Origin of the sequence: Franzmannia qiaohouensis (genome assembly GCF_031451695.1) — a bacterium.
GTDB classification, from domain to species: domain Bacteria; phylum Pseudomonadota; class Gammaproteobacteria; order Pseudomonadales; family Halomonadaceae; genus Franzmannia; species Franzmannia qiaohouensis.
In genome coordinates this window covers 297,382-321,494 of the sequence record NZ_JARWAM010000003.1, presented here as the reverse complement: position 1 = coordinate 321,494, position 24,113 = coordinate 297,382, and the positions used below count along the sequence as shown (strand labels likewise).

Annotated in this window: 23 protein-coding genes and 1 pseudogene; 16 read left to right on the top strand and 8 right to left on the bottom strand. The window is 61.7% G+C overall.

The annotated features are described in order from the left end of the window. The first annotated feature begins 38 nt into the window (after positions 1-38). The 6 genes and pseudogenes from QC821_RS05695 (at position 39) to QC821_RS05670 (ending at position 4,934) form a co-directional block, all read left to right on the top strand. Complete coding sequence (locus tag QC821_RS05695) at positions 39-458, top strand: Fur family transcriptional regulator (RefSeq protein ID WP_309718165.1); 420 nt, start codon at positions 39-41, stop codon at positions 456-458. Continuing rightward, positions 455-1,618 carry a CobW family GTP-binding protein gene (locus QC821_RS05690; protein ID WP_309718162.1) on the top strand — a complete coding sequence of 388 codons (1,164 nt, stop codon included), beginning with the start codon at positions 455-457 and terminating at the stop codon, positions 1,616-1,618. Before QC821_RS05695 ends, QC821_RS05690 begins: the two co-directional genes overlap by 4 nt. Positions 1,619-1,743: 125 nt before the next feature. After that, positions 1,744-2,007, top strand: a pseudogene (locus QC821_RS05685) (TGS domain-containing protein); the annotation flags it as partial. A 349-nt stretch (positions 2,008-2,356) separates the two neighbouring features. Further along, entirely contained in the window at positions 2,357-3,340 is a 984-nt protein-coding gene (locus QC821_RS05680) for a DUF2157 domain-containing protein (protein WP_309718159.1), read from the top strand. Next, on the top strand, positions 3,337-4,401 hold the full coding sequence (locus tag QC821_RS05675; protein WP_309718156.1) for a DUF4401 domain-containing protein: 1,065 nt from the start codon (positions 3,337-3,339) through the stop codon (positions 4,399-4,401). The genes QC821_RS05680 and QC821_RS05675 overlap by 4 nt, the downstream gene beginning before the upstream one ends. After that, on the top strand, positions 4,398-4,934 hold the full coding sequence (locus QC821_RS05670) for a GDYXXLXY domain-containing protein (RefSeq protein WP_309718153.1): 537 nt from the start codon (positions 4,398-4,400) through the stop codon (positions 4,932-4,934). The genes QC821_RS05675 and QC821_RS05670 overlap by 4 nt, the downstream gene beginning before the upstream one ends. 76 nt (positions 4,935-5,010) lie before the next feature. Here QC821_RS05670 and QC821_RS05665 read toward each other — a convergent pair whose 3' ends face one another. Continuing rightward, entirely contained in the window at positions 5,011-6,798 is a 1,788-nt protein-coding gene (locus tag QC821_RS05665) for a putative bifunctional diguanylate cyclase/phosphodiesterase (protein WP_309718150.1), read from the bottom strand. 635 nt (positions 6,799-7,433) lie between these two features. Between QC821_RS05665 and QC821_RS05660 the strand changes: the two genes are divergently transcribed. From QC821_RS05660 to QC821_RS05650, 3 genes are all read left to right on the top strand, one after another. After that, the gene (locus QC821_RS05660; RefSeq protein WP_309718147.1) at positions 7,434-7,781 is read left to right on the top strand and encodes a helix-turn-helix domain-containing protein; all 348 of its coding nucleotides are present in this window, start codon (positions 7,434-7,436) and stop codon (positions 7,779-7,781) included. 258 nt (positions 7,782-8,039) lie between these two features. Continuing rightward, on the top strand, positions 8,040-8,192 hold the full coding sequence (locus QC821_RS05655; RefSeq protein ID WP_309718143.1) for a metallothionein: 153 nt from the start codon (positions 8,040-8,042) through the stop codon (positions 8,190-8,192). 462 nt (positions 8,193-8,654) lie between these two features. Further along, a complete protein-coding gene (locus QC821_RS05650; protein ID WP_309718140.1) occupies positions 8,655-9,089 on the top strand; it encodes a hypothetical protein in 435 nt (144 codons plus the stop codon). A gap of 147 nt (positions 9,090-9,236) precedes the next feature. Here QC821_RS05650 and QC821_RS05645 read toward each other — a convergent pair whose 3' ends face one another. Continuing rightward, positions 9,237-9,443, bottom strand: a complete 207-nt coding sequence (locus tag QC821_RS05645) for a cold-shock protein (RefSeq protein ID WP_076746423.1) — start codon at positions 9,441-9,443, stop codon at positions 9,237-9,239. 327 nt (positions 9,444-9,770) lie between these two features. Here QC821_RS05645 and QC821_RS05640 point away from each other — a divergent pair, with 327 nt between their 5' ends. Further along, positions 9,771-11,498, top strand: coding sequence for a mechanosensitive ion channel family protein (locus tag QC821_RS05640; RefSeq protein WP_309718136.1), 1,728 nt, complete (start codon positions 9,771-9,773; stop codon positions 11,496-11,498). Positions 11,499-11,582: 84 nt separating this feature from the next. On the opposite strand, the gene QC821_RS05635 is transcribed toward QC821_RS05640, so the two are convergent. Next, positions 11,583-11,789: a cold-shock protein gene (locus QC821_RS05635; protein ID WP_095621609.1), complete on the bottom strand. Its 207-nt coding sequence runs from the start codon at positions 11,787-11,789 to the stop codon at positions 11,583-11,585. Between the two features lie 315 nt (positions 11,790-12,104). Between QC821_RS05635 and yghU the strand changes: the two genes are divergently transcribed. Then, positions 12,105-12,980, top strand: coding sequence for a glutathione-dependent disulfide-bond oxidoreductase (yghU, locus tag QC821_RS05630; RefSeq protein WP_309718131.1), 876 nt, complete (start codon positions 12,105-12,107; stop codon positions 12,978-12,980). Positions 12,981-13,050: 70 nt separating this feature from the next. Here yghU and QC821_RS05625 read toward each other — a convergent pair whose 3' ends face one another. The 5 genes from QC821_RS05625 to QC821_RS05605 form a co-directional block, all read right to left on the bottom strand. Beyond that, complete coding sequence (locus tag QC821_RS05625; RefSeq protein ID WP_309718129.1) at positions 13,051-13,440, bottom strand: septal ring lytic transglycosylase RlpA family protein; 390 nt, start codon at positions 13,438-13,440, stop codon at positions 13,051-13,053. Between the two features lie 226 nt (positions 13,441-13,666). Next, on the bottom strand, positions 13,667-14,458 hold the full coding sequence (locus tag QC821_RS05620) for a diguanylate cyclase (protein ID WP_309718127.1): 792 nt from the start codon (positions 14,456-14,458) through the stop codon (positions 13,667-13,669). 593 nt (positions 14,459-15,051) lie between these two features. Next, on the bottom strand, positions 15,052-15,318 hold the full coding sequence (locus QC821_RS05615; protein ID WP_309718124.1) for a hypothetical protein: 267 nt from the start codon (positions 15,316-15,318) through the stop codon (positions 15,052-15,054). Between the two features lie 125 nt (positions 15,319-15,443). Further along, a complete protein-coding gene (locus QC821_RS05610) occupies positions 15,444-17,270 on the bottom strand; it encodes a 7TM diverse intracellular signaling domain-containing protein (RefSeq protein WP_309718121.1) in 1,827 nt (608 codons plus the stop codon). A gap of 188 nt (positions 17,271-17,458) precedes the next feature. Further along, positions 17,459-17,770 carry a hypothetical protein gene (locus tag QC821_RS05605; RefSeq protein WP_309718119.1) on the bottom strand — a complete coding sequence of 104 codons (312 nt, stop codon included), beginning with the start codon at positions 17,768-17,770 and terminating at the stop codon, positions 17,459-17,461. Positions 17,771-18,117: 347 nt separating this feature from the next. Here QC821_RS05605 and QC821_RS05600 point away from each other — a divergent pair, with 347 nt between their 5' ends. The 5 genes from QC821_RS05600 to QC821_RS05580 all read left to right on the top strand — a co-directional run bounded on the left by QC821_RS05600 (position 18,118) and on the right by QC821_RS05580 (position 24,065). Then, complete coding sequence (locus QC821_RS05600) at positions 18,118-18,489, top strand: hypothetical protein (protein ID WP_309718116.1); 372 nt, start codon at positions 18,118-18,120, stop codon at positions 18,487-18,489. A 101-nt stretch (positions 18,490-18,590) separates the two neighbouring features. After that, a complete protein-coding gene (gene dbpA, locus QC821_RS05595; protein WP_309718113.1) occupies positions 18,591-19,991 on the top strand; it encodes an ATP-dependent RNA helicase DbpA in 1,401 nt (466 codons plus the stop codon). Positions 19,992-20,009: 18 nt separating this feature from the next. Continuing rightward, complete coding sequence (locus tag QC821_RS05590) at positions 20,010-20,870, top strand: PA4780 family RIO1-like protein kinase (protein WP_309718111.1); 861 nt, start codon at positions 20,010-20,012, stop codon at positions 20,868-20,870. A gap of 261 nt (positions 20,871-21,131) precedes the next feature. Next, positions 21,132-23,084, top strand: coding sequence for a methyl-accepting chemotaxis protein (locus tag QC821_RS05585; RefSeq protein ID WP_309718108.1), 1,953 nt, complete (start codon positions 21,132-21,134; stop codon positions 23,082-23,084). A gap of 243 nt (positions 23,085-23,327) precedes the next feature. Next, a complete protein-coding gene (locus QC821_RS05580; RefSeq protein WP_309718105.1) occupies positions 23,328-24,065 on the top strand; it encodes a creatininase family protein in 738 nt (245 codons plus the stop codon). Positions 24,066-24,113 lie beyond the last annotated feature (48 nt).

Genomic DNA, 24,113 nt, shown 5'->3' with positions numbered 1-24,113 from the left:
CAGCAGCAGTGCGACTCTATCCATTCATGGAAGCGACCATGCCGTTGACCGCTAACCAGCAGCGCGTGCTTGAGGTACTGCGCAGTGCCGAGGCCCCGTTGGGGGCCTATGCCTTGCTTGAGCGCCTGAGTGGTGATGGATTCTCGGCGCCGACCCAGGTCTATCGCGCGCTGGATGTGTTGATTCGTCACGGCTTGGCTCACCGCCTGGAAACGCTGAATGCCTACGTCGCCTGCCGGCACAAGGAGTGCCGGCACGGGGTGACCGCGTTTGCCATCTGCGATGACTGCGGGAATATCGACGAGCTCATCGATAGCGCCTTGAGCTCGAGCCTGGGGTACATGGTCGAGCGCCGAGATTTTTCACCCGGCAGCACGACCATCGAGATCCATGGCACCTGCTCGCAGTGTGCGTCGGCGCTTCCCGAATCCACTCGCCACTCGAGGGTGAAACCATGAATCAAGGCGTATTTGGCCAGGACAGCAAACTGCCCGTCACGGTGTTGACCGGCTTTCTCGGCAGCGGCAAGACCACGCTGCTCAACTGTCTGGTTCGCCAGTCCGCCATGCAGGGCGCGCTGGTGGTAATCAATGAGTTTGGCGATATCGGCCTGGATCATCGACTGCTCGCCGAGAGCGATGAGCATAGCGTCGTGGAAATGAGCAGCGGCTGCCTGTGCTGCACCATCCGCGGCGACTTGAGCCGCACCGTGCAGGAGGCCAGCGAGGCACTTGAGCGGGAGGGCAGTGCCCCCTTTTCGCGGGTGATCATCGAGACCACCGGACTGGCCGATCCGGCGCCTATCCTGCATACCCTGATGACCGACCACTGGTTGGCACAGCGCTTCTTCATGGATGGCGTGATATGTCTGGTGGATGCCGCCAACGGCATCTCGACATTGAACGCCCACCGCGAGTCCCAGCGCCAGGCGGCGGTGGCCGACCGCTTGCTGATCACCAAGACCGATCTGGTCGATGAGGAACAGCTGTCGCGGCTCGCCAGCCAGCTGGCGACCATCAACCCGGCCGCCGAGCAGTTGCAGGTGCGGCATGGCGATCTGCCGGCCGAGTATGTCACCGGGGAGGGCTTGGCCGCCGAGCGTTACTCGGCAGAACGCTGGTTGGGCGCCGCGTCCTACCAGCAGGTCTCGTCGGCCCCTGGGCTGGCTCCGCCCGATAGCGGGACCCTGGTGCCGATGATGCAAGCTGCCGGCGCCTCGCCCCACGCCAACCCCGACCTCAGCCGCCACGGAGAGCGGATCCGCACCTTCTGCTTCAGCGTCGAGGAGCCCATTCCCGCCGAGCAACTCGAGGATTGGCTGGACCTGCTGATGTCACTGCTGGGCGAGAAGATTCTGCGCGTCAAGGCCATCGTCAAGCTGGTTGGGCGCGAGAAGCCGCTGGCCCTGCACGGCGTGCAGCATATCTTTCACCCTCCAGAGCCACTGCCGGTGGAGGCGTGCCGCGACGGTGTCTCGCGCTTCGTGTTCATCACCAACGGCGTGACGCCCGAGGCGGTGACGCAACTCTTCGACTACTTCCAGCCCGCTGGGAATCAGCCTGGCCAGGCGCTCGGTGAGTGTGACGGGGCCGAACGACGGGCGAGTGAGGTTGGGTGACATGGAAGGACCTGCCTGCCATACCGGACGCCCCGGCTGCTTTTACAACGCCCTACGAGGCGATGCGGTTCACGTCATCACGGCACCAGCGCGCTAGGCCGCTATCACTAGCAGGAGTCCAAGGAATGCGCCAACCGCAACAACAAGTGACAGAGCTCGATACGCCCATTGTGAGCATTGTCATCACCCTGCCGGATGGCGCGCAGCGCCGCTTTGCGCCCCCTACCAGCGTCGCCGAGGTGGCGGCGGCGATTGGTCCGGGCCTGGCGCGCAATACCGTTGCCGGCAAGGTGATCGGCCCGGTGATCGAGGACGGTTTCTACTACGACATCGCCTTTGATCGCTCCTTTACCCCGGAAGACATGGCGGCCCTGCTCGAACGGCTGCAGCCCAGCGGCCAGCGCGAGGTCGTCTGATAAGGCGAGTGCATCGTCGGTGCAGAAAAACGACCGGCTCCATGAGGGGCCGGTGGCGGTACTGCCTTGATGGAGATGTTGCTTAGGCCGGCTGAGGCGTGTTGATGGGCTCTCCTATCAGCTTGCCCGGCAGGGGGCCTCACCCCAGCAGGAGTCCGGCACTTTCTCGACGGCTAGAAAGAAGTGAGAAGGGGCCCGAGGCAGTAGCAGAGCGCGGGACAGCATTAAAGTGTTATGTCGTATCATTTTATTTCCGCAAGATGCCGCACTAGGATGAGGTTTGGTCTCGGACCGGATATGGGACACTACGTAAGGACACGACATGGCTTCTACTCGCCGTGAGCTGGCGGCATTGATCGAGCAGGGGGCAATACCCCCCGGGCAGGTGGGGCAGGCGGTCGCGCTCTCCGGGCTGCATCCGTCGGGGCGGGCCTGGGGCCTGTTCGTGGACCGGCTGTTGTTGTGGCTGGGTACGCTGGCGCTGGTCTTCGCGGTGATGTTCCTGGTCGCCTACAACTGGAGCGAGATGCCCCGCTGGCTGCGCTTCGGGCTGGTGCAAGTGGCGCTGGTGGCGGCGATTGCCGTCTACTGCTGGGCCGAGGGGCGTGGCGTTGTGAAACGCATGGTCGCGCGGGCGGCGCTGACGGCGGCCACGCTGCTGCTGGGCGTGCTGCTGGCGCTGTTTGGACAGGTCTACCAGACCGGAGCCGACCCCTGGCAACTGTTCTGCATCTGGGCGCTACTGATGCTGCCCTGGGCGCTGGTGGCGCGCTTCGATGCGCTGTGGGTCCTGTGGCTCGGCCTGCTCAACCTCTCCGTGGCGCTCTATTTCCGTACCTGGAGCGGCGCCTTCGGCCCCTTCTTCATCGGTGACGCTGCCGCCCTGTGGGGGCTGTTCGTGCTCAATACCTCGGCGTTGGTGGTGTGGGAGCTGGGTGCGCGGCGCTGGCGATGGCTGTCGGCCGGCTGGGCCACGTGCCTGCTGGCGCTGGGCAGCGGCGTCCCTGTGACGCTGTTGGTGCTCGCCTGGCTCTTCGATGAGCGGTCGGGCTTCTCGGCTGCCGCACTGGTCTATCCCGCCTGGCTGGCGGTGCTCTACGTCGTGTATCGCTACTGGCGAGCCGACCTTTTCATGCTGGCCGGGGGCTGCCTGTCGGTGATCGTGGTGGTGACCGCCTGGATCGGGCGCTATTTCATGCGCCAGGGGGATCCGGGCGGCTTGCTGGTGCTGGCGATGGCGGTGCTGGGCATGGGGGCCATGGCGGTGATCTGGCTCAAGCGGCTGCATCGGGAGATGTCGGCATGACGGAATCGCTGAGAGAGAGGCTCGACCGGGCTGGCATTACGCTGGCCGAAGGCGAGGCGGCGCCAGCCATCGAGCCGCCCTGGTTCGTACGCGCGCTGCAGGCGTTCTCGGGGTGGCTGGCGGCGCTGTTCCTGCTCGGCTTCATTGGCATGGGGATGGTGTTCATACTCGAGAGCAGTATTGCCGCTGCCGCGCTGGGGCTGGTATTGATCGCTGGCGCCTATGCGCTGCTGCGTGGCAACGGCGGCGATTTCGTGGAGCACCTGGGACTGGCCGCAAGTCTCTGCGGGCAGCTGCTGGTGGCCTGGGCGCTGGCCCATGCCCTGGTCAATCAGACCGCCGGCCTGTGGTGGGCGCTGCTGCTGCTCCAGGTGATACTCGCCCTGGTCATGCCGAGCCTTACCCATCGCGCCCTGTCGGCGTTGGCCGCGAGCCTGGCGCTCTACATGGCCTTGAGCGAGAGCCTCTCGGCGGCGCCCATCGCCGGCGGCCTGATGCTGCTGGTAGCCGTGGCGCTGTGGCTCAACGAGTTTCGCTGGCCGGCACGAATGCGCCAGTGCCAGGCACTGGGCCATGGCCTGCTGCTGGGCCTGCTGGCCATTCAGGTGATGGAGTATTCCGGCCAGTCGCTGCTCATGGAGCTTCATCGGGATGGCCTGGTGCTGGCCTGGCTGGCGCCCTGGATGGGCGATGCACTGGCCACGCTGGGGCTGTTGCTGCTGCTCCGCCATATCTTCCAACGCGAGGCGCACGCCATGGCACCTCGCGTGCGGATGGCGGCTTATGGCGCCGCCGTCGTCGTCATGTTGCTCTCGCTGCAGGCCCATGGCCTTAGCCAGGCGGTAGTGGTGATCACGCTGGGATTTGCCATCGCTCACCGGCTGATCATCGCGCTTGGCGTGCTGTTGTTGCTGCTGGCCACGGCCAACTACTACTACTGGCTGGAGGTCACGCTGCTGACCAAGTCGGCGACGCTGCTGGCGCTGGGCGTGCTGCTGCTGGCGCTGCGCTGGGGGCTGCAGCGCTGGGGGCGACGGGGTGACGGGGAGGTGGTGCGATGATGTCCTCCGTTAAGCGGCGCCGGGGCCTGGTGGTGGTTGCCACCCTGGTGGTCCTGGCGCTGGTCAACTGGGCGATCTGGGCCAAGGAGCGCCACCTCGCCGAAGGCGAGGTGGTGTATCTCGAGTTGGCGCCGGTAGATCCGCGCTCATTGATGCAGGGCGACTACATGGCGCTGAACTTCGAACTCGCCAACCGCATCAGCGAGGCGCGCGGTGCCCAGCGCTCGGAGAGCGGCGAGCCGCTGGCCGCCGATGGCCATGTGGTCGTCCAGCTGGATGCGCAGCACGTCGCCGACTTCCAACGTCTCGATGGCGGCGAACAGGCGCTGGAAGAGGATGAGATGCGCCTGCGCTATCGCGTGCGTAACGGCCGCGTGCGCTTTGCCACCGACGCCTTCTTCTTTCAGGAGGGCCACGCCGAACGCTTTGAGCTTGCCCGCTACGGCCAGTTTCGCGTCAACCAGCGCGGCGAGCCGCTGCTCGTATCCCTGCACGATGGTGAGCTCGAGCGGCTCGGAGAGATGGCGCGGTAGGGGGCACGGCGAGGGGCGTGGGGTGGTGCATCGGGAACAGGACTGGCCTTGCGCTTGCTGATGTTTCAGGCAATGCCTAGGAGAGCCAGCGTTGGGCAAACTGCTCGGCCGTCAATGGCCGGTCAAAGTAGTACCCCTGTGCCTGAGAGCACCCCATCGAGAGTAATGCGCTTGCCTGACCCTGGTGCTCAATGCCTTCCGCAATCGTCTCCATCCCAAGTGTGTTCGCCATAGCAATGATCGTTGCGATAATGGCACGGTCATTGTCGCTAATCAGCATGTCGCGGACGAAAGAGATATCGATTTTTATTTTATCTGCAGAAAAGCGCTTTAGATAAGCCAGCGATGAGTATCCGGTTCCAAAATCATCGATCGACAGCCCTAGCCCCTTGCTCTTCAACACTTCTGTCATGGAGATGGCTTTTTCGGGATTGCCCATGATACCGCTTTCGGTAATTTCCAGACTGAGTTTAGATGGGGGGACATCGAAGTGGGTGCAGCTGTTGAACAAGTGGGTGACCAGGTCGTCTTCTTCAAACTGGATGGCTGCAATGTTAATTGCCAACTGTCCCGGCATGTCCTGACCTTGCTGATGCCACGCGGCAAGCTGCCTGCAGGCTTCTTCGATGACCCAATGGCCAAGTGCGACGATCATGCCGCGCTCTTCGGCGATGGGAATGAACTTGCCCGGCGATACGTTGCCAAGCTCCTCGTCAACCCATCGGCAAAGGGCTTCGGCGCCAATCAACTTGCCGCTATGTAAATCTACCTGAGGCTGAAAGTGCAGGCTCAGCCTTTTTCCTGCTATGGCAGAGGCAAGGCGTTTGGCGATATGTAGTTGTTCGGAGACGACACGCTCCATCCAAGGCTCGAATATGCAAATGGGGAGTTTTTCACGCTTCGCTTGATACATGGCAATGTCAGCGCGTCTCAACAGTTCGAGAGGCGTTACCGCATGCCTTGGATAAAGTGAAATACCGATTCCCACGGAAACTTGGAAAGAGTGCTGTTCTACTACAATTGGTAGTTCAATACTATCGCAAAGCCGTCGAGCGGTGGCGAGTGCGCCAACCTCACCTGCCGTTGGGCAAATGACAATAAATTCATCACCACCTGAACGGGCCAAGAATTCGCCCGTACTTAACGATGCGGAGAAGCGATCAGCTATAGTCTTTAGGACCGAGTCTCCCAAATCGTGACCAGCGGTGTCGTTAATCTCTTTGAAATGGTTAAGATCCAGTAGTAGTAGAGCTGTCTTTGACGGTTGATGGTTAGTCAGGACGTACTCTAGATGGCGCATAAAGGCGGCACGATTAGGTAATTGAGTGCCGGGGTCACAAAAGGCTAGTTGGCGTATTCGTGCTTCATCTTGCTGACGCTCGAGCTCTGATGCGGTCCTGGCGGCAAAAATCTGCAACACATTACGCACAATATTGACGTCGCTCAGCGGCTTTTTGAACATCACGCCGATAAGACCCAGCGGCTGCCCATGGCTATCATCCAGTCTACGTCCTACATATCCATTCACCCAAGAGAGCGCGCCGTTGGTCTCGGCTGGCAGCATGATGGCAGCGCCCTCATGAACAATGCACTCCTGTTCGACCATCACCTTATGGCATGGAACTCCGGGTAGGTAGTAGGCAAAATTGTCCTGGTGCTGGCCATTAACATACAGCGTCAGCGTGTGTGCAATATCAGGATCTTGCTTGTCGAGAAGAGCAATGAACCCGACGTCAGCAAATAGCGCCTCAGCCATATGAACGGTGAGCTGATGCAGAAACGCTTCGTCATTTTTTCCAGATACAGCGGTAGCGACGCTAACAACGGCGTGATGAAGTCGTCGTTGCTCATTAATGGTGTTCATCAGAGCCTCATTGTGTTGTCCAGCTCATTTCAGCGCCCGCTTGTTATGTCATGGTCACTACTGCCTGCATGAACTCCCTGCCACTGTGCTATGTGTCAGCCATAGGGCGAGACGCAGGTTGTGAATTACTAGCCCGCTCCCGGTTGAGAGCCATATGCAGCGGGACCAATAGCAAAGGGTGTCGAGTTGTCACCTGGCTCGATGATGGAGGGGGACTTAGCATCAGCCGTTGATCGTCTCACATCCCTCATGCCGCCCCCTCCTTGACATCCATAACGCCAATAATTGAAAGCATTTTTCGGAATGTAAGCCTGTGGCCCATTTCCGATTAAAAAAAATTTCCCTCTGTTACATTTTTCTTGTTTAGCTGAACGCGAAGTTCATCAGCTATTCCGCATAGAAGCCCCTTTTACATCAGCGTAAGAAACTGAAAAATTGTAAAAAACCAGTATTTCTTTCTGAAACCTAGCGTTCTTGTGGCACGCTGGCAGGCTTGTATGTATCATCGGGTATCAAAAAAATGCATAGTGTAAATGTGTGCTTCTAGCTCAACCCAATAGGGTGATATTCAACCTAAACAGTCCTTCATGTCAATAGGTCGCTCCTCAACCATCTAGGTCTACATGGAGGGCGTTGTGAATAAAACTGAACAGGAACGGCTAGCAGGCAGTATTGGCCGAGCCATTGCCAAACAGCGGGTTCTCAGTCAACTGACCCAGGAAGAAGTTGCTGAGCGCTTAGGCGTTGGTAATGAAGCCGTTTCGCGTATCGAGCGTGGACGGGTAATTCCCAATATTGTGCGTTTAATTGAACTTGCTGAGATTTTAAATTGCGAAGCCGCCGAGCTGCTCGGCCAGGCCAGCTCGCATGTCGATGATCAGGCAAGTAGAGTGAAACAGTTGTTGTCGCCTCTAAAGCCAAGCGATCGCCAATTGGTTGTGGATGTTGTGGAAAAATTGACCATCAGGCTGAGGGTAGATTGAAAATAATCGCATATATTGCGCCTGCTGTGCACTATTATGCGCGTGCGTTACGGTGAGGTCATGCAAGAAATACTGCTTATGAGTTGAAATATCATAACACGCCAGTGGTGGATTTTAAGTTATGAGAGTAGGCGCGGCAATGTCGTGGGGAGGTGCTGGTCCGCACCTAGACAATAACTCCCCGCCTAAACGTAATTACATAACACCGCCTGACCGGACTATGCTATTGGAGAGTACATACAGCCAAGGAGGTTCGTGATGTCTCAGCAAGAGTGTGCATGCCCTAAGTGCAAGTGTGCAGTCGATCGCAGCTCGATCGAGAAGGATGGCAAGCTGTACTGCTCCCAGTCCTGTGCCAGCGGTCATGCCGACGGTTCGGTCGACTGCGGTCATGACTGCAAGTGCGGGTAAATCCGGGGTTATTTTCCTTGCGGGTTTTACATCTGGCCTAGCTGCGGCGAGCAGAATGGCCTAACAACGTATCAGGGTCCGCCGAAGCGGGCCCTGATCTACGTTGGGTGATAGCCGTATGCGCCTGAAACAGGCGCTCCAGAGGTGCATCCCCATTTAGTGCGCCATCATTTCATGGACGATGGCGTGTCCACTCCGTTTTGAAGGGCAGTAGGTCGGCCAGTTCGTCGGCATCATGCGTGCCGCTGGTCGCCCCCCCCCTGATGGGTCCCCGTGTCCAGGAAGCCGTTCGCCTCGAAGGGCCTGCCGATGATTTAATACGCGATGGTGTAGTATGCGAGCTGGTCAGCGCTTGGTGGGGCTGGCCGGTGTAGCAGATTGCCTGGCATCTCTGTGATTGCCGCGGGGTATGTAGAGGCACTGCGGCGAGTATCACACCCTTGAATCGGTCCTTATCGCAACATGAACAGAGAAAGCGTCCATCGCATCCTGATTGCTGCCGAGTTGCTCGTGCTGGCGCTGCCGGCGAGCCTGTTCTGTCTCTTCTTCAGCCTGGCTCTGCTAATGACGGTGGGGTTTCCCTGGCGCTTGGAAGAGCTGGCGATCCTGCACTTCCTGCTGCTGGGCTACCTGGGGATCTTCGGCCTGTGGCGGCTGGCGATTACCTACCTCTGGCACTGCGATGAGGGACTGATTGGGGCGCTGTGGTGGTGGCGGGCTGCCTGTTTGGGCGCTGGACTGCTGAGCGTCTCGCTGCTGCTGGTGGGCCTGATCGAGGCAGGCTGGGCGGCGCCGGAGGGTGTGATCATCGTGGCGACGGGCAGTTTTGCCAGCCCGCTGCTGGTGCCGTTTTTGCATCTGGCCTGCCTGCGGCGAGCGGCGCTGACCAGGCGGTGAGGCACCGTCCGGATCGAGTGCTTCCAGGAGTAGGTCATGGCATCTCCTGGCCAGGGCCAAGTTTTCCAGTAGCCACAACGCATCAGGGCCCGCCGAGGCGGGCCCTGATATCGAACCCGGGGGTTCGAAGACTCGTTAACCGTTAGGTTATGCGAGTTGCTTGATATTCGAGGCCTGAAGACCTTTCTGGCCCTGGGTCACGTCAAAAGAGACGGAACTGCCTTCTTCCAGGGATTTGAAGCCTTCTGCCTGAATGGCGGAGAAGTGGGCAAAAACGTCATCACCACCGTCGCTCGGTGCGATAAAGCCAAAACCTTTTGCGTCGTTAAACCACTTAACTGTGCCAGTTGCCATAATGTCGATCCTTTCGCGCTTAGCGCCTTGCAATATTACTGGTTTTACCCAGATGAACAGCGGGTAGAACGAGATAAAATTACAGACTGCCGAAGAAAATCGTACATTACTGAATTACTTACCGTTAACTAACCTGCTGCACCTACGGTGTCACGGTTATTAGCTCGGGTCAAAGTCTTTTTTGATTATTGGCATTTAACACCCCACTTACGGCTGGACGAAGCGGTCGTCGGTGAGCTGTACTGCTAACAGCCTTGGGGGCGGCGAACCCCGAGCAGCGCTGTCTGACGGAAGAGACAGCGGTCGGCTTCAATAAGGAAGAATGTCATGACAGGAAACGGCGCAAGGCGGCTGTTGGCAGTATGGGCCGCAATGGCAGTGGCCATCCTCCTTGCTGGGCCCGGGGTGGCCCAGATGTCGCAGGGCACGGACGCGAATGAAGGAGATAGCGAAGAGGGGCAGTGGCTTCTTATCGATTCCATCAATGCCGGGCTCGATGAGGCGCCGGAACAGCTCCGGCGGGAAACACCACGCGAGACAGTCCGCAGTTTTCTGGAGCTTACCGAACAGGAGAACTTTGTCGCTGCGGCGCATTTGCTCAACCTTGGCGAGCTGGATCCTGCAGAGCAGCGAGAGAGGGGGGCAGCGCTGGCTAGACAGCTGGCCGAGGTGCTGCAGCGTGGTGAGCAGTTGAATGCCTCTGACCTTTCCGGGCGCCCTGATGCCGCTATCGAGGATCCGTCAGGGCAGCACCCGCAGGTAGGTCAGCCACGTCGAAATCTCGAGCTCGCTTCGCTCGATGTCGAGGGTGATACCTACGATATCCGCCTGGCCCGCTATCGAGTCGAGGACGAGGACCCGGTTTGGCTGATCACTCCCGATAGCGTCGCGTCAATTCCCGTGCTCTACGAGGCGTTCGGTCCGTCGCTGCTGGAGGCATTCATCCCGGAGCGCTTCAAGGCGACGCTCGGCATGCTGCAGATCTGGGAGTGGATCGCGATCCCGCTCTTCCTGCTAGTGATCGGCCTGGTAGGGTGGGGGGTCTACGGTCTGGTCGGCCTGCTGGCGCACTGGTCTCCGAGTGGTGCACCGAGTATCTTCGCCGGCAGGATCCGCGTCCCCATGGCTCTGCTGGTCATGGCTTTCGTAGCCCAGGCCATGCTCGACTATGTTGTCTCCTTCACGGCCGTTGCCACCACCTTCATGCGGGTCTTGCTGATCATCCTCATCGCCTGGGGTGTCGGTACGATTGCGCTGCGCCTGGTGGACACTCTTATGCTCAAAGTCACTAGGCGGATCGCCGGGGAGATCGACGACACCAAGCCCCGCGACGAGCGCAAGCTGCTGACTACGCTCTATGCGCTGCGCCGGATCATCATCCTGATCACGGTGGTTGCGGTTGCCGTCTATGTACTGAGCCAGATCCAGCTCTTCGAGACGCTGGGCATGTCGCTATTGGCGTCGGCCAGTGTCGTGACCGTGCTGGTAGGTATCGCGGGCCAGGCGGTGCTGGGTAATATCCTCTCGTCGTTCCAGGTGTCCTTGGCCAAGCCGATACGCATCGGCGACCTGGTGATGTTCGAAGGGCAGTGGTGCTACGTGGAGGGCATTTTCTATACCTTCATACGGCTCAGGGTCTGGGACGAGCGGCGCTTGATCGTGCCGGTGACGTACTTTGTCTCCAGGCCCTTCGAGAACCTATCGGTAAAGGGCGCCAAGATGTGCCAGACGCTGGAGTTGGTGCTCCATTTGAGCGCCGACATCCAGGCTATCAGGGAGAAGTTCATGGCGTTCGCCAAGGAGGAGGACAACGTCATCGAACACCACAAACTTTGCTGCTATGTCACCGGCCAGAGCGAAAGGACCCAGACAGTCTCCTGCTATCTCATGGCCTCGGATCCTTTCGCCGGCTGGATAGCGGAAATGAATGTCCGCGAAAGGCTGATGGCCTTCATTCGTGACAACCACCCCGAGTGGTGGCCGCGGGAGATAGTCGTGCTCAGTCAGCATGATATCGCCAAGGGCGGGCATCCAGATGCGCGTGAGCCAAGTTAGCCGCTAGCCACAACGCAGCAGGGCCCGCCGAAGCGGGCCCTGCTGTCGAACCCGGAGGTTCGACGAAATCGTCAGATCGTTAGATCAGGCGATTGCTTTGATATTCGACGCCTGAAGGCCTTTCTTGCCCTGGGTCACGTCAAACGAGACGCTTTGACCTTCCTGCAGGGACTTGAAGCCTTCGGACTGAATTTCGGAGAAATGGGCAAAGACATCATCACCGCCGTCAGACGGAGCGATAAAGCCAAAACCTTTTGAATCGTTAAACCACTTAACTGTGCCAGTTGTCATAATAAAATCCTTTCGCGCTTAGCGCTTTGCAATACAATCCTGGTGTTACCCAGATGATAAGTAGCGGGTAAAACAAGGAATACAATTACAGGCTGCCGAAAGAATTCGAATGCTTCTGGAACTATGCTTGCTTGCTAACCAACTGGCACCACAGTGTCATGCCTAAGGGTGCGGGTCAAAGGGTTTCGGTTTTATTTTATCGGCAGCCGGAGGTGGCAAGCGGAACGCCGCAGCGGCGCGACGCTTAGCGAATGAAACCTTAACAGGCTATCGTTTGTCGCAGGACACGACCACATCACTCGCTGAGGAGCCGGCATGAGCCAATCAAACGACTACACACCACCGTGCATCTGGACCTGGGAAAAGGCCAGCGGCGGCACCTTCGCCAGCATCAATCGCCCGGTCGCCGGCCCCACCCACGATAAGGAGCTGCCGGTAGGTAAGCATCCCTTCCAGCTCTACTCGCTGGCTACGCCCAATGGGGTCAAGGTGACGGTGCTGCTCGAGGAGCTGCTGGCGCTTGGCCATCAAGATGCCGAGTACGATGCCTGGCTGATCGATATCGGCGAGGGCGACCAGTTCGGCAGTGGCTTCGTCGGGGTCAACCCCAATTCGAAGATCCCCGCGTTGATGGACCACAGCACCCCCGCGCCAACCCGGGTGTTCGAGTCGGGCGCCATCCTGCTCTACCTGGCGGAGCGTTTCGACGAGTTCTTGCCCAGCGATCACGCGCTGCGTACCGAGACGCTGAACTGGCTGTTCTGGCAGATGGGCAGCGCGCCCTATCTTGGCGGCGGTTTCGGCCACTTCTATGCCTACGCGCCGGAGAAACTGGAGTATCCCATCGACCGCTTCGCCATGGAGGCCAAGCGTCAGCTCGATGTGCTCGATCGGCGCCTGGCCGAGAGCCGCTATCTGGGCGGCGATGACTACACCATCGCCGATATTGCCAACTGGGCATGGTATGGCCAGCTGGCGCTGGGGCGGCTGTATGATGCCGGCGAGTTCCTGCAGGTCCAGGAGTACCAGCACGTGCAGCGCTGGGCCAAGGCGATCGATGCGCGTCCGGCGGTGCAGCGCGGGCGGATGGTCAATCGCACCTTCGGCGAGTTGGAGATGCAGCTCCATGAGCGTCACGACGCCAGCGACTTCGAGCGCAAGACCCAGGACAAGCTGACGTCCGGTGCTTGAATCCGTTTAACGCAACGCGCCCGCTACCTGGCCAGGTAGCGGGCGCGTTGCCGTGCCGCCGTGCCGAGCGTCAGTTCGGGGTGGCGACCGGAATCACTTCGACTCTCGCCACGCCGCGATGCAGCATGTCGAGCTTGCGTGCGGCGCGCTTGGAGAGGTCGATGATGCGGCCGTCGATGAAGGGCCCGCGGTCATTGATCAGTACTTCCACTTCCTTGCCGGTGTCCGGCCGGGTGACCACGACAGTGGTGCCCAGAGGCAGCGTGGGGTGGGCGGCAGTCAGCGCCTGCTGGTCGAAAGGTTCGCCGCTGGCGGTAGTGGCACCCTGGAAGCGGTCGCTGTAGTAGGAGGCGATGCCCAGTTGGGGCTCGTCGGGCTCGACCTGGTGCGCGTGGGCGTGTCCGACGGTCAACAGGGCCGTCAGGCAGCAGGTGAGCAGAAGTTGGGATTGGCGTCCCATGATGATACCTCACGGATCTCGTGTTGGCCGTGTGTCCACCGATGCGATGAGGGGGCCATAAGTCTACGGGATAGTAACCGCCCTGGCCGGGTCTGGCAACCTATCGTGAAGATCGACGATGATGGCAACAAAATGACGAAAATCAGCCGTGATGGTCAAAATGCTGCAAGTGCGAGATAAGCCTTTGATGCCAAGCGAAGAAGTGCCGGCTGCGTCTCGGGCGCGGTCATGCAATGCGCTTGTCGTGCAGGAGAGCCTGGGGCCCGGTACTGGCAGCGCATTGGCCATTGCTTTTGCTGGACGTCACAAGGCGCGCGGGTAAAAAGGCTTCGGTCCGGTTGCGACCGTTGTGCTTGGCTGCGTAGAGGGCCTTGTCGGCGCAGCGAATCAGGTCGTGACCGTGATCCCGATGTCCTGGTGACATGCTGGCAGCGCCGATGCTGACAGTGACGAACGCCGAGCAGGAGGAGTCGGCAAAGGGGATGGCGTGGCGGGCGAGACTCTCGTGCACCTGCCGGGCCACGTCGAGGCTGCCGCACTGTTCGGTATTGGGCAGCAGTATGGCGAACTCCTCTCCCCCGTAGCGGGCCACGGTATCGCCCGAGCGCCCCACTGCTTCCTGCAACGCTTGAGCCACGCGCTTCAGGCAGGCATCGCCCTGCAGATGGCCATAGCTGTCGTTGTAAGCCTTGAAGTGGTCGACATCTATCAGCAGCAGGCTGAGGGGGTGCTGTTCGCGGATGGCGCGTTGCCATTCGCGTGACAGGCGCTGTTCGAATTCGCGCCGATTGGTGATGCCAAGCAGGCCATCGATGCATACCTGGTGTGCCAGTTGCCGGTTGCGAGCGGTAAGCTTCCTATGTTTCCGCTCCAGGCTCAGCAGGTTCTCTTCGCGTATCTGATAGGCGCGATATAGCGGCCTCACGATGCCTATCAGGACGAGTACCACCCCTGTTACAAAGGCGATGCTGATGAGTACTTCGGGATGCAAGGTCGCGGCGGTGTTGGCCGTCGGCATGTTTCGCTGCTTGAACCATGAGGCCACGACGGGAGCAATACTGAGAGCGAGGAGCGTACCGACAAGCAGCACATTTAGATTGGTCGCTATGGGGCTAGGTGGTGTTCTTTTCATGTCAGGCGTCTCGATACGAAGTCCGCGGCTGCGGGCGTAATGGAATGCCAAAGTGACGCACATCGCTGACGGGGCGTGGCATGAGGCGCACTACCACGTAGCGCCTGGAGGCCGCAGCGTCATGACGAAGAAAAGAGTGAACAGGTTGCTTGTTCCAGAGGGTTTAAGTGAAAGCATCCTTGCTGCACTCATCCGCGTGGCCCACCATCACAGGTCTCACTGAGACCGCGGCCGGGCACGAATCGACTTTCCAGTCGCAGATTACTAGCGAAATTCGTTCCAGGTGGTCGTGGATAATTGATAAAACAAGGGGATAGCCCGAAAGGCTAGGGGCGCTTTGGCGACAGGCGGCGAGCAAGAACCGAGAATCGCTTGTTAAGTGTCTCCGAATGCCAACGACTCTGGCAGGGGTTGGAGTTTATCACTATAAAACAAGCGATTGCCCTGTTGGTGTTTGGCAACAGTGGGGTCTAAGCGGTTCAGGTATCGACAGCCAGGCGGGCATCCTGAGTGATAAGGGCATCTGCCAGCGCGCGTGACGCTAGCGAGAACTCGATCCGCGCAGCGGCCAGCGCCGTATCATCGCGGGAACGCGTCTGCTGTTCGAGGCGGTCGAGGCGTGCCTTGGCCTTTGCCAGGCGGCGCAACAGGTCGGCATCGATGGCAAGGTGAGTGGTATCGACCATAGGGTAAACGGTGGAAAGTGGCTCGGCAGGCAGGTCGCAGGACGCGTCCGGGGCACCCATGTTAAGTCACTCCTGAAAGTAACGGCGTTACAGTGGTAGTAGGTGAGGCGCAAGGCGTTGCCTCAATCTTCACTATAGTGTGGTGCAGGGAGTTTCAATAGAGCCATCAGGGCGATTATTCGTCGCTATTTCTCGGGTTTTTCAGGCGCCCCGGGCTGTTCCTGACGACCATCGCTGGCCTGGCGCTTAGTGCGATACATGGCAATGTCGGCCTGACGCAGCAGCTCTTCGAAGTCCGGCGTGCCGCCGTCATAGCAGCTACTGCCTATGCTCACACCGACGCTGACGCGGCTGCCGTTGGGGAGCGCAATGGGCGCGGTGATGGCTTCGGCGAGGCGCTGTCGCATCTCGGCCATGTCGGCTTCATCACCGCAGTTTTCGGCAAGCACGATGAACTCGTCGCCGCCGAAGCGCGCGCAGTGGTCGCCGGCACGAGCCTGGATGGCGATTCGGCGCGCCACGCGCTGCAGCACCAGGTCGCCGACGGCGTGGCCAAAGCGGTCATTGATCGGTTTGAAGTCGTCGAGGTCGAGCATCAGTAGCGCCAGTGGCTGTTGCATGCGGCGGCTGCGCTCTAGTGCCGAGGCCGCGCACTGGGCCAGGCCGTTGCGATTCAGCAGCCCGGTGAGCATGTCGCTTGCCGCCATGGCCTCGAGTTCGGCGGTACGCTCGGCAACCTTCTGCTCAAGGGCGGCCTCATGGCGCTTGAGGGAGGCGAGCATCTCGGCCTGGGCCTGCTCCTTCTGTCGCTTGAGTTTGTTGAAGCGTGCCGCCAGGGCGAAGGAGAGCAGCAGCATCTCCAGCGCCGAGCCGATCTGGATGCCGTGTAGGGTGATGAAGTTGGACGGCAGGATGCCGAGGTTGCGCAGCGCGAATACCGAAGCGCCAAGCAGGAATATCGACCAGGCCAGTACGAACAGTCGGGCCCCGGGAACCTTGCGCAGACTGCTGCTGATGGCGCAGCTCAGCAACAGTAGCGCCGCGCTGAATCCGGTGACATCCATGATCTGCAGTGCGGCTTGCATCGGCAGCAGCAGCGCCATGGCCACCGCCAGCCAGCACCATAGTCGAAACGCGCCGAGCAGGCGATGCCAGCGCGGGCTGTAGGTCGCAGTGTCGAGGAAGCTCTGGGCGAACAGCGTGGCCATCGCCGAGGCCAGGGTGAAGCCCAGCGTGACCAACCGACCGCTGTGCTCGCCAAGCGCGCTCCAGAAGATCAGCGTGCCGGTGCCGTTGAAGGTGAGGATCGCCAGGGTAAAGCTGAACACGAACAGCGCATAGTGCAGGAAGACCCGTTCTCTGAGGCCGAAGTACAGCAGCAGATTGTAGGATCCGAGTGCCAGCAGCATGCCGAAGTAGGTCGCCAGCCAGAAGTTCTGGCGGTCGTTGCTGGTGTAGAAGCGCTCGGGGCTGAGCAGGTTGGCGCTCAGCATCTTGCTGCCGTGAGACTCCACCCGCGCCAGCAGGGTGACCTCTTCTCCTGCTGTCAGCGTCAGCGGGAATACCGCTTGGCGGTGGGCCATGGCGCGCTGCCCAACGGGTACGGCGCTGCCACTCTTCAGCACCTCGCTGGTCTGGTCGCGGACGATGTGCAGCGTGACGTAGTCGAGGAAGGGGTACTCGAACTGCACGATCCACTGCTGCGCCGCGTCGCTCGCGTTATGCAACTCGCTGCGCAGCCATACCGGTGCTTGGGTATAGCCGAGGTGCAGGTCGCTGCGCTGCTGGGCCAATCTGAAGTCGATGGGCTCTGTAAGCAGAGCGTCGGGCGTCAGGTCGCCTTGGGTGTCGGCCACGAGCGCGGTGTAGGGATCGAGCGCATAGCGGTCCTGCGCCTCGCTGAGCGCAAGCGTCGGGACATCGGCCAGCGCTGCCTGGGTGAGCCAGCAGAGCCCCAATAGCACGCCGGCCAGCAGGCGTGAGGGCAGTCGAAAGCGCACGGCGGGCTTCAATAGGCAGTCTCGTGTTATGGGGATGCGGCATCCATACAGGGATTAACGGTCGCCGGCACGATACCTTTAGCACTTTTTGCACTGCCGGGATGCCGTGGAGCCGTTCGCCGGGGGCATAAACGAAACACCCCACGCTGCCGGGGCAGGGTGGGGCGATATCACCGCGTTACATCGGACAATGACTGAGGTCAGTGCTGGTAGTCTTCCTCGAACAGCTCTGCCTTGGCATCGCGCATGACGTCTTCACATGCCGCTTGATGGGCGAGTTGCATTAATAGGCTCTGGGTCACTTCGAAGCCCTTGCCGAGGCAGCTATCCACGTCCTGACGACTCACCCCGGGGGTGACGTCACAGTCAATCTTGATCGTTCTACCGCTTCCGTCCAACCTGTCTGCGATATCTCGCATCAGCCAGGCGATGCGCTCTTTCCAGCTGGCGGATTGTTCTGCGCTCTCGTTTACGCTAAACGTACAGTGCCACTCAGGTTTATAGACCTTCATGAGAACCTCCGGTAGGGCTTGGAAAGAATGATCGATCGTGGTGTCTTCTCCGTGCATGACGATGTTACCGGGCCATCATAGCAGGCTTTGCGCACCCAGCGCTTGCCCGAGCGGCTTTAGTCTAGATATTCACTCAGTGCATCGGTAGCGGCGCGCAGATACTCGGCGTGATGGAGCCAGTGGTCGAAGACGTCTTGATCTGCTGGATGGGTAATGGTTGAAGTAAGGTGCATGGCGTTGACCCTCCTGTGGGCTACACCCTTACTCTAGTCCTGATCTTGCTGCAATGCAGCATAATCTTGTGTGCCAGACTAAGTGAAGCCTGGCATGCCATGGGAGAGTGTATGATGAAACGCAACAGATGGGCCTTGTGGCTGTCGCCCCTGGCGCTGGCCTGGCCGGCAATGGCGACGGCTGGAGAGGGCGATTCGTCGGGCAGCAGCTCCAGCACCACCACGGTCACTTCCAGCAGCGCCTCGAGCAGCAGCGCGTCCAGCAGCTCGGTGTCCGGCGGCAGTTCGCGATCAGAGAGCTCGGTGAGCGGCCAGAACGCCTCAGTGACCGTCAACGGCCACCGGCTGGAGGTGCGCAACGGCCGCTTGCGCCTCGACGACGTGACGCACGGGGAGGTGACCCCGATGCAGACCGTGACCCTGCGTGTCGTGGACGGCGTCGCCACCTTGCTGGTCGATGGCGTCGAGCGATTGCCGGATAGCTGATAGGAGTTCAAATACCACGTCGAAATTACACCGCCGCTCGGCACCCACGCCGCGCTTTCTGGTATTCTCGCCGCCCGCATTCTCGCTGCAGGTACTACTTCGTGTCCGATGCCCCCGCCGACGCTGATTTCAGCGCGCTGCCGCTGGCCCCCGAGCTGCTCGCCAACCTCGAGGCGCTGGGCTACCAGCGCATGACGCCGGTACAGGCCGAGGGTCTGCCGCCGATGCTGGCCGGACGCGACCTGATCGCCCAGGCCCAGACCGGTTCTGGCAAGACCGCGGCGTTCGGCCTGGGGCTGCTGTCGCGGCTCGAGGTGACGAGCTTTCGCGTGCAGGCGCTGGTGCTGTGTCCGACTCGCGAGCTGGCCGATCAGGTCGCCGAGGAGCTGCGCCGCTTGGCGCGGCTGCTGGCCAACGTCAAGGTGCTGACGCTATGCGGCGGCGCGGCGCTGGGCCCGCAGCTCAGCTCGCTGGCCCACGGCGCGCACATCGTGGTGGGTACCCCGGGGCGCGTCGAAGAGCATCTGCGCAAGGGCTCGCTGAACCTGCGCGGCCTCGAAACGCTGGTGCTGGATGAGGCCGACCGCATGCTCGACATGGGCTTTCAGGCGTCGCTCGAGGCGATCGTTGCCGAGACCCCGCCGCGCCGCCAGACCTGGCTGTTCAGTGCCACCTACAGCGAGGCGGTCAAGGCGGTGGCCGAGGTGCTGCTGCGTGAGCCGGCCCGCGTCGAGATCGCCTCGACCCATGACGCCGGCAGTATCGACCAGCGTGTCTATCGTGTCGCCGACGAGGCGGCGCGCTTCGACGCCCTGCGGCGCCTGCTGCTGGCACTGCGCCCCACCTCGAGCGTGGTGTTCTGCAACACCAAGCGCGAGACCGATGAGGTGGCCGCGGCGCTGTGCGACGCCGGGTTCAGCGCCCTGGCGCTGCACGGCGACCTCGAGCAGGCCGACCGCGACCGGCTGCTGGTGCTGTTTGCCAACCGCAGTGCCTCGATCCTGGTGGCCACCGACGTGGCGGCCCGCGGGCTGGATATCGCCGCGCTGGATGCGGTCTTCAACTACCAGATCGCCCGCGACCTGGAGGTGCACGTCCACCGGGTCGGGCGCACCGGGCGCGCGGGTGATTCCGGCGTTGCCTGCACGCTGGTCAGCGAGGCCGAAAGCTACCGCCTCGAGCGCCTCGTCGAGTTTCTCGGCGCGCCCCTCGAGCAGGCGACGCTGCCGCCGCGCAGCGTGCTAGAGCGCGAGCCGGTGGCGCCGCCGATGGCCACCCTGCAGCTCGGCAGCGGCAAGCAGCAAAAGCTGCGCCCCGGCGATATACTGGGTGCGCTGACCGGCGAGGGCGGTATTTCAGGTGACCAGGTCGGCAAGATCAAGGTGCTGGCGCGCAGCGCCTATGTCGCGGTGAGCCGCGAGGTAGTCGAGCAGGCCCTGGCCAAGCTGAGCGCCGACCCGCTCAAGGGGCGTCGCGTTCGCGTACGCCGAATTCGCCACTGAATATGCCACACTAGGGCCATGAAAATACCCAAACGTCTACAGCCGCTGATCGAGGATGGGATGATCGATGAGGTCGTCACCCAGCTGATGAGCGGCAAGGAAGCTCAGGTCTACGTGGTGCGCTGCGGCGAGGCGCTGCGCTGCGCCAAGGTCTTCAAGGAAGCCAAGCAGCGCAGTTTCAAGCAGGCCGCGCAGTATCAGGAGGGGCGCCGCGATCGCAACAGCCGCCGCACGCGCGCCATGGCCAAGAAGACCCGCTACGGCCAGAAGGAGCAGGAGCAGGCCTGGTTGAACGCCGAGGTCGATGCGCTCTACCGGCTGGCGGCGGCCGAGGTGCGCGTGCCGCAGCCGTTTGGCTTCGTCGACGGCGTGCTGCTGATGGAGATGATCCAGGACGCCGAAGGCTACGCCGCCCCGCGGCTGGACGATGTGAGCCTGAGCGCCGAGCAGGCCATCGACTATCACGCCCAGGTGATGCGCGATGTGGTACGCATGCTGTGTGCCGGCCTGGTGCACGGTGACCTCTCCGAGTTCAACGTGCTGGTCGATGCCCACGGTCCGGTGATCATCGACCTGCCCCAGGCGGTGGACGCCGCCGGCAATAACAGCGCCGCGAGCATGCTCGAGCGTGACGTCGACAACATGCGCCGCTACTTCGGCCGCTTCGCGCCGGCGCTGCTCGACACCGACTACGGCAAGGAGATCTGGGCACTCTATGCTGGCGGCGAGCTGCAGCCGGACACGCCGCTGACCGGCTGCTTTACCCCCGACACCCGCGCGGTCGACGTCGACCAGCTGCTCGAGGTCATCGAAGACGCCCGCGAGGCCCACGCCGAGCGCATGGCGGCGCTGGCCGACGAGCAGCAAGACGAGCATTGAGCCCTGCAATCAAACGCGGGCTCAAATATCCTTCCTAATATTTATAATATTAATGCTTCATATAAGTGCTTAATCGATTGCGAAGTCTGGCTATAACGATTAAGCGTTATACGCAACACGCCTCTGGTATACGCCTAAAGTCTGCGCGGTGAGTGCCGATAATCAAACAAAGCAAGATCATCACCACTCGATAATAACGACCCGGCAGCCTGACGCGCTCAGGCCTGCCGGCGCCTCGCCGACTCGCAGAGGAACTACACCATGAATAAAATGCTGACGCCGTCCCCCGATGATTATCACCATGACCGGGGTAATCAGTACGCTGCTAATGAAATAAAACCTAACAAAGGTCGTCGCCTGGGGTTCAGCGGACGCTTGACGCTGATGATCGTGTCACTGGTGCTGGTGTCGGTGATCGTGGTCGCCAGCCTGGTATATCTGCAATATCGCCAGTCCTATACCCAGGCGACTATCAACCAGCTGCAGGGCACCGGCGAGATGATGAGCGAGTCGTTCAGCCAGTGGCTCGATGCGCGCCAGGACGACATGCGCTATATCGCCGGGCTCGATCCTGTGCGCCGGGTAGAGGTCGAGCAGATCGACCACCTGCTGGCACAGATCGCCGCCCAGGACGGCTTCTACGACACTATCTTCTTCGTTGGGCCGGACGGCCACGGGGTGTCCGGGGTGAGCTATGACGGCGGTGTCGAGGTGATGTCGCCGAGCGTGGCAGCGGAGTTCGCGGTCGCCGACCGCGCCTGGTTCCAGCAGGCCATCCAAGGCGAGATGGTGTTCTCACAGCCGCTGGTGTCGCGGGCAACCGGCAACCAGATCAGCAACGTGGTGGTGCCGGTCTATGATGATGGTGGCGACGTGGTAGGGGTGGTGCGCGCCGCGGTGCGTCTCGGCGTGCTGTTCGAGCGCATGGCCGATATGTCGCTGGGCGGCAGCTCGGACACCTTCCTGCTGGCCAGCGACGGCACCCCGGTAACGCCGGTGGCGTCGTTGGGCGAGGGCGAAAGCACCCTTGCCACCCGCGCAGCCGAAGCGGTGGCCGCGGGCGAGGCCGGGGTTGGTCAGTATCGCGATGCCGCTGGCACGCCGGTGATCGGCAGCTTCAGCTATCTGCCGCGGCTCGACTGGGGACTGGTGGTCGAGATGCCCGAGCGTGAGGCGCTGGCCGAGGTGAACCGGGTGTTCTGGCTGCTGGTGGCGATGACCGCGGTGATCGCGCTAGTGGCGGTGTTGGTCAGCCTTGGCGTGGTGCGCTCGGTGGTCAAGACGCTGGGCGGCGACCCCCAGCAGGCCAGCGACGTGGTGCGCCGGGTGGTCGACGGCGACCTGACCATGCGGGTGCCGGTCAAGCCGGGTGATACCACCAGCCTGCTGGCGCACATCGACGAGATGCAGACCAACCTGCGGCGCATGATGCACGACATCAAGGGCACCGCCGAGTCGGTGAGTACCGCCAGCAGCGAGATCGCCCAGGGCAATGAGGACCTGGCCAGCCGCACCGAGGAGCAGTCCTCGTCGCTGGTCGAGACCGCCACCAGCATCGAGCAGATGACCGCCACCGTGCGCCAGACCGCCGATTCCGCCGCCCAGGCCGAGCGCTTGTCGCGGGAACTCGACGACAAGGCGCGCCAGGCCGGCAGCGTGGGCACCGAGGCGGCGGCCGCCATGCAGGCGATCAAGGACGCCAACCAGCGGGTGGTGAGCATCATCGAGGCGATCGATGCGATTGCCTTCCAGACCAACCTGCTGGCACTGAATGCCTCGGTAGAGGCGGCGCGTGCCGGCGAGCACGGCCGCGGCTTCGCGGTGGTGGCTTCCGAGGTGCGCCAGCTGGCCGGGCGCTGTGCCGACGAGGCCAACCAGATCCGCGCAGTGGTCAACGCCAGCGTCGAGAAGGTCGACGAGGGCGAGACGCTGGTCGCCGACGCCAGCCAGCAGCTGCTGGCCATCGCCGACGGCGTCAAGCAGGTCACCAGCTTCGTTGGCGAGATCGCCACTGCGGCCACCGAACAGTCCACCGGGATCGAGCAGATCAACCAGGCGGTCAGTCAGCTCGAGGAGGTCACCCAGCAGAATGCCGCGCTGGTTGAGCAGGCCTCGACCTCGAGCCAGTCGCTCAAGGACCAGGCCCGCGAGCTGGCGCAGCTGATTCAGCGCTTCAAGGTCGAAGAGGGGCAGGCGGCGCTGCCGAGCTACTGAGGGATGCTTGGCGGGCGGCAGTTTGCTGCTAAGGTGGGGGGATGAATCACAATCGCAGTTGCCCCTGAGCGAAGGACGCCGGGGACAGGCCGAAGAGGAGGTTCTACGCCATGGATGGCGTAGGTAGCGCCCAGGGAGGGTTTACAGCGCCTCCTCGCAGGCCTGTCGACGGATCAGTTCTGAGCGATGCTGACTATCTGCGCTTGTCCTGATGTTACTTGTCAACCTTGTCGAGGAGCCGCCATGCGACTGCAGCACGCCACCTGGCAGGAGGTCGAGGCCTACCTGAGCCGTCACACGGGGATCATCGTGCCGATCGGTTCCACCGAGCAGCATGGCCCCAACGGCCTGATCGGCACCGATGCGATCTGCCCCGAGGCGATCGCCTGGGCCCTGGGGGAGCGCCACGACGTGCTGGTGGCGCCGACCCAGAATATCGGCATGGCCCAGCACCACCTGGCCTTTCCGGGTACGCTGAGCCTGGGCCCCAGCACCTTGATTGCGGTGCTGCATGACACCATCGAGTCGCTGTCCCGCCACGGTTTCACCCACGTGTTCTTCCTCAACGGCCACGGCGGCAACATCGCCACCGTCAAGGCCGCCTTCGCCGAGGTCTATACCACGCGCAGCCTGGCCGGCGACGACCGGCCGCTGAACCTGTCGCTGTACAGCTGGTTCAGCGGGCGGCGTGGGCGCGACCTGGCGCAGTCGCTGTACGGCGATGCCGAAGGCAGCCACGCCACCGCCTCGGAGGTGGCGCTGTCGTGGTACGCCGCCGGGGTCGAGAAGTCGGTGGCGATGTCGCCGCGGCTGGCGCCGAAGGGCAGCGCCGATTGCGATGCCGATACCTTTCGCAGGCGCTTCCCCGACGGGCGCATGGGCTCCGACCCCACGCTGGCCCGGGTCGAGCACGGCAAGGATTTCCTCGACACCGGCGTCGAGGATGCCTGGGAGGCCTATCGGGCGTTCCTGGCTGAGTGAGCGGAGATTGCCAGGCGCCACCTTTTCGTCGGACCATGGCGTTTCACC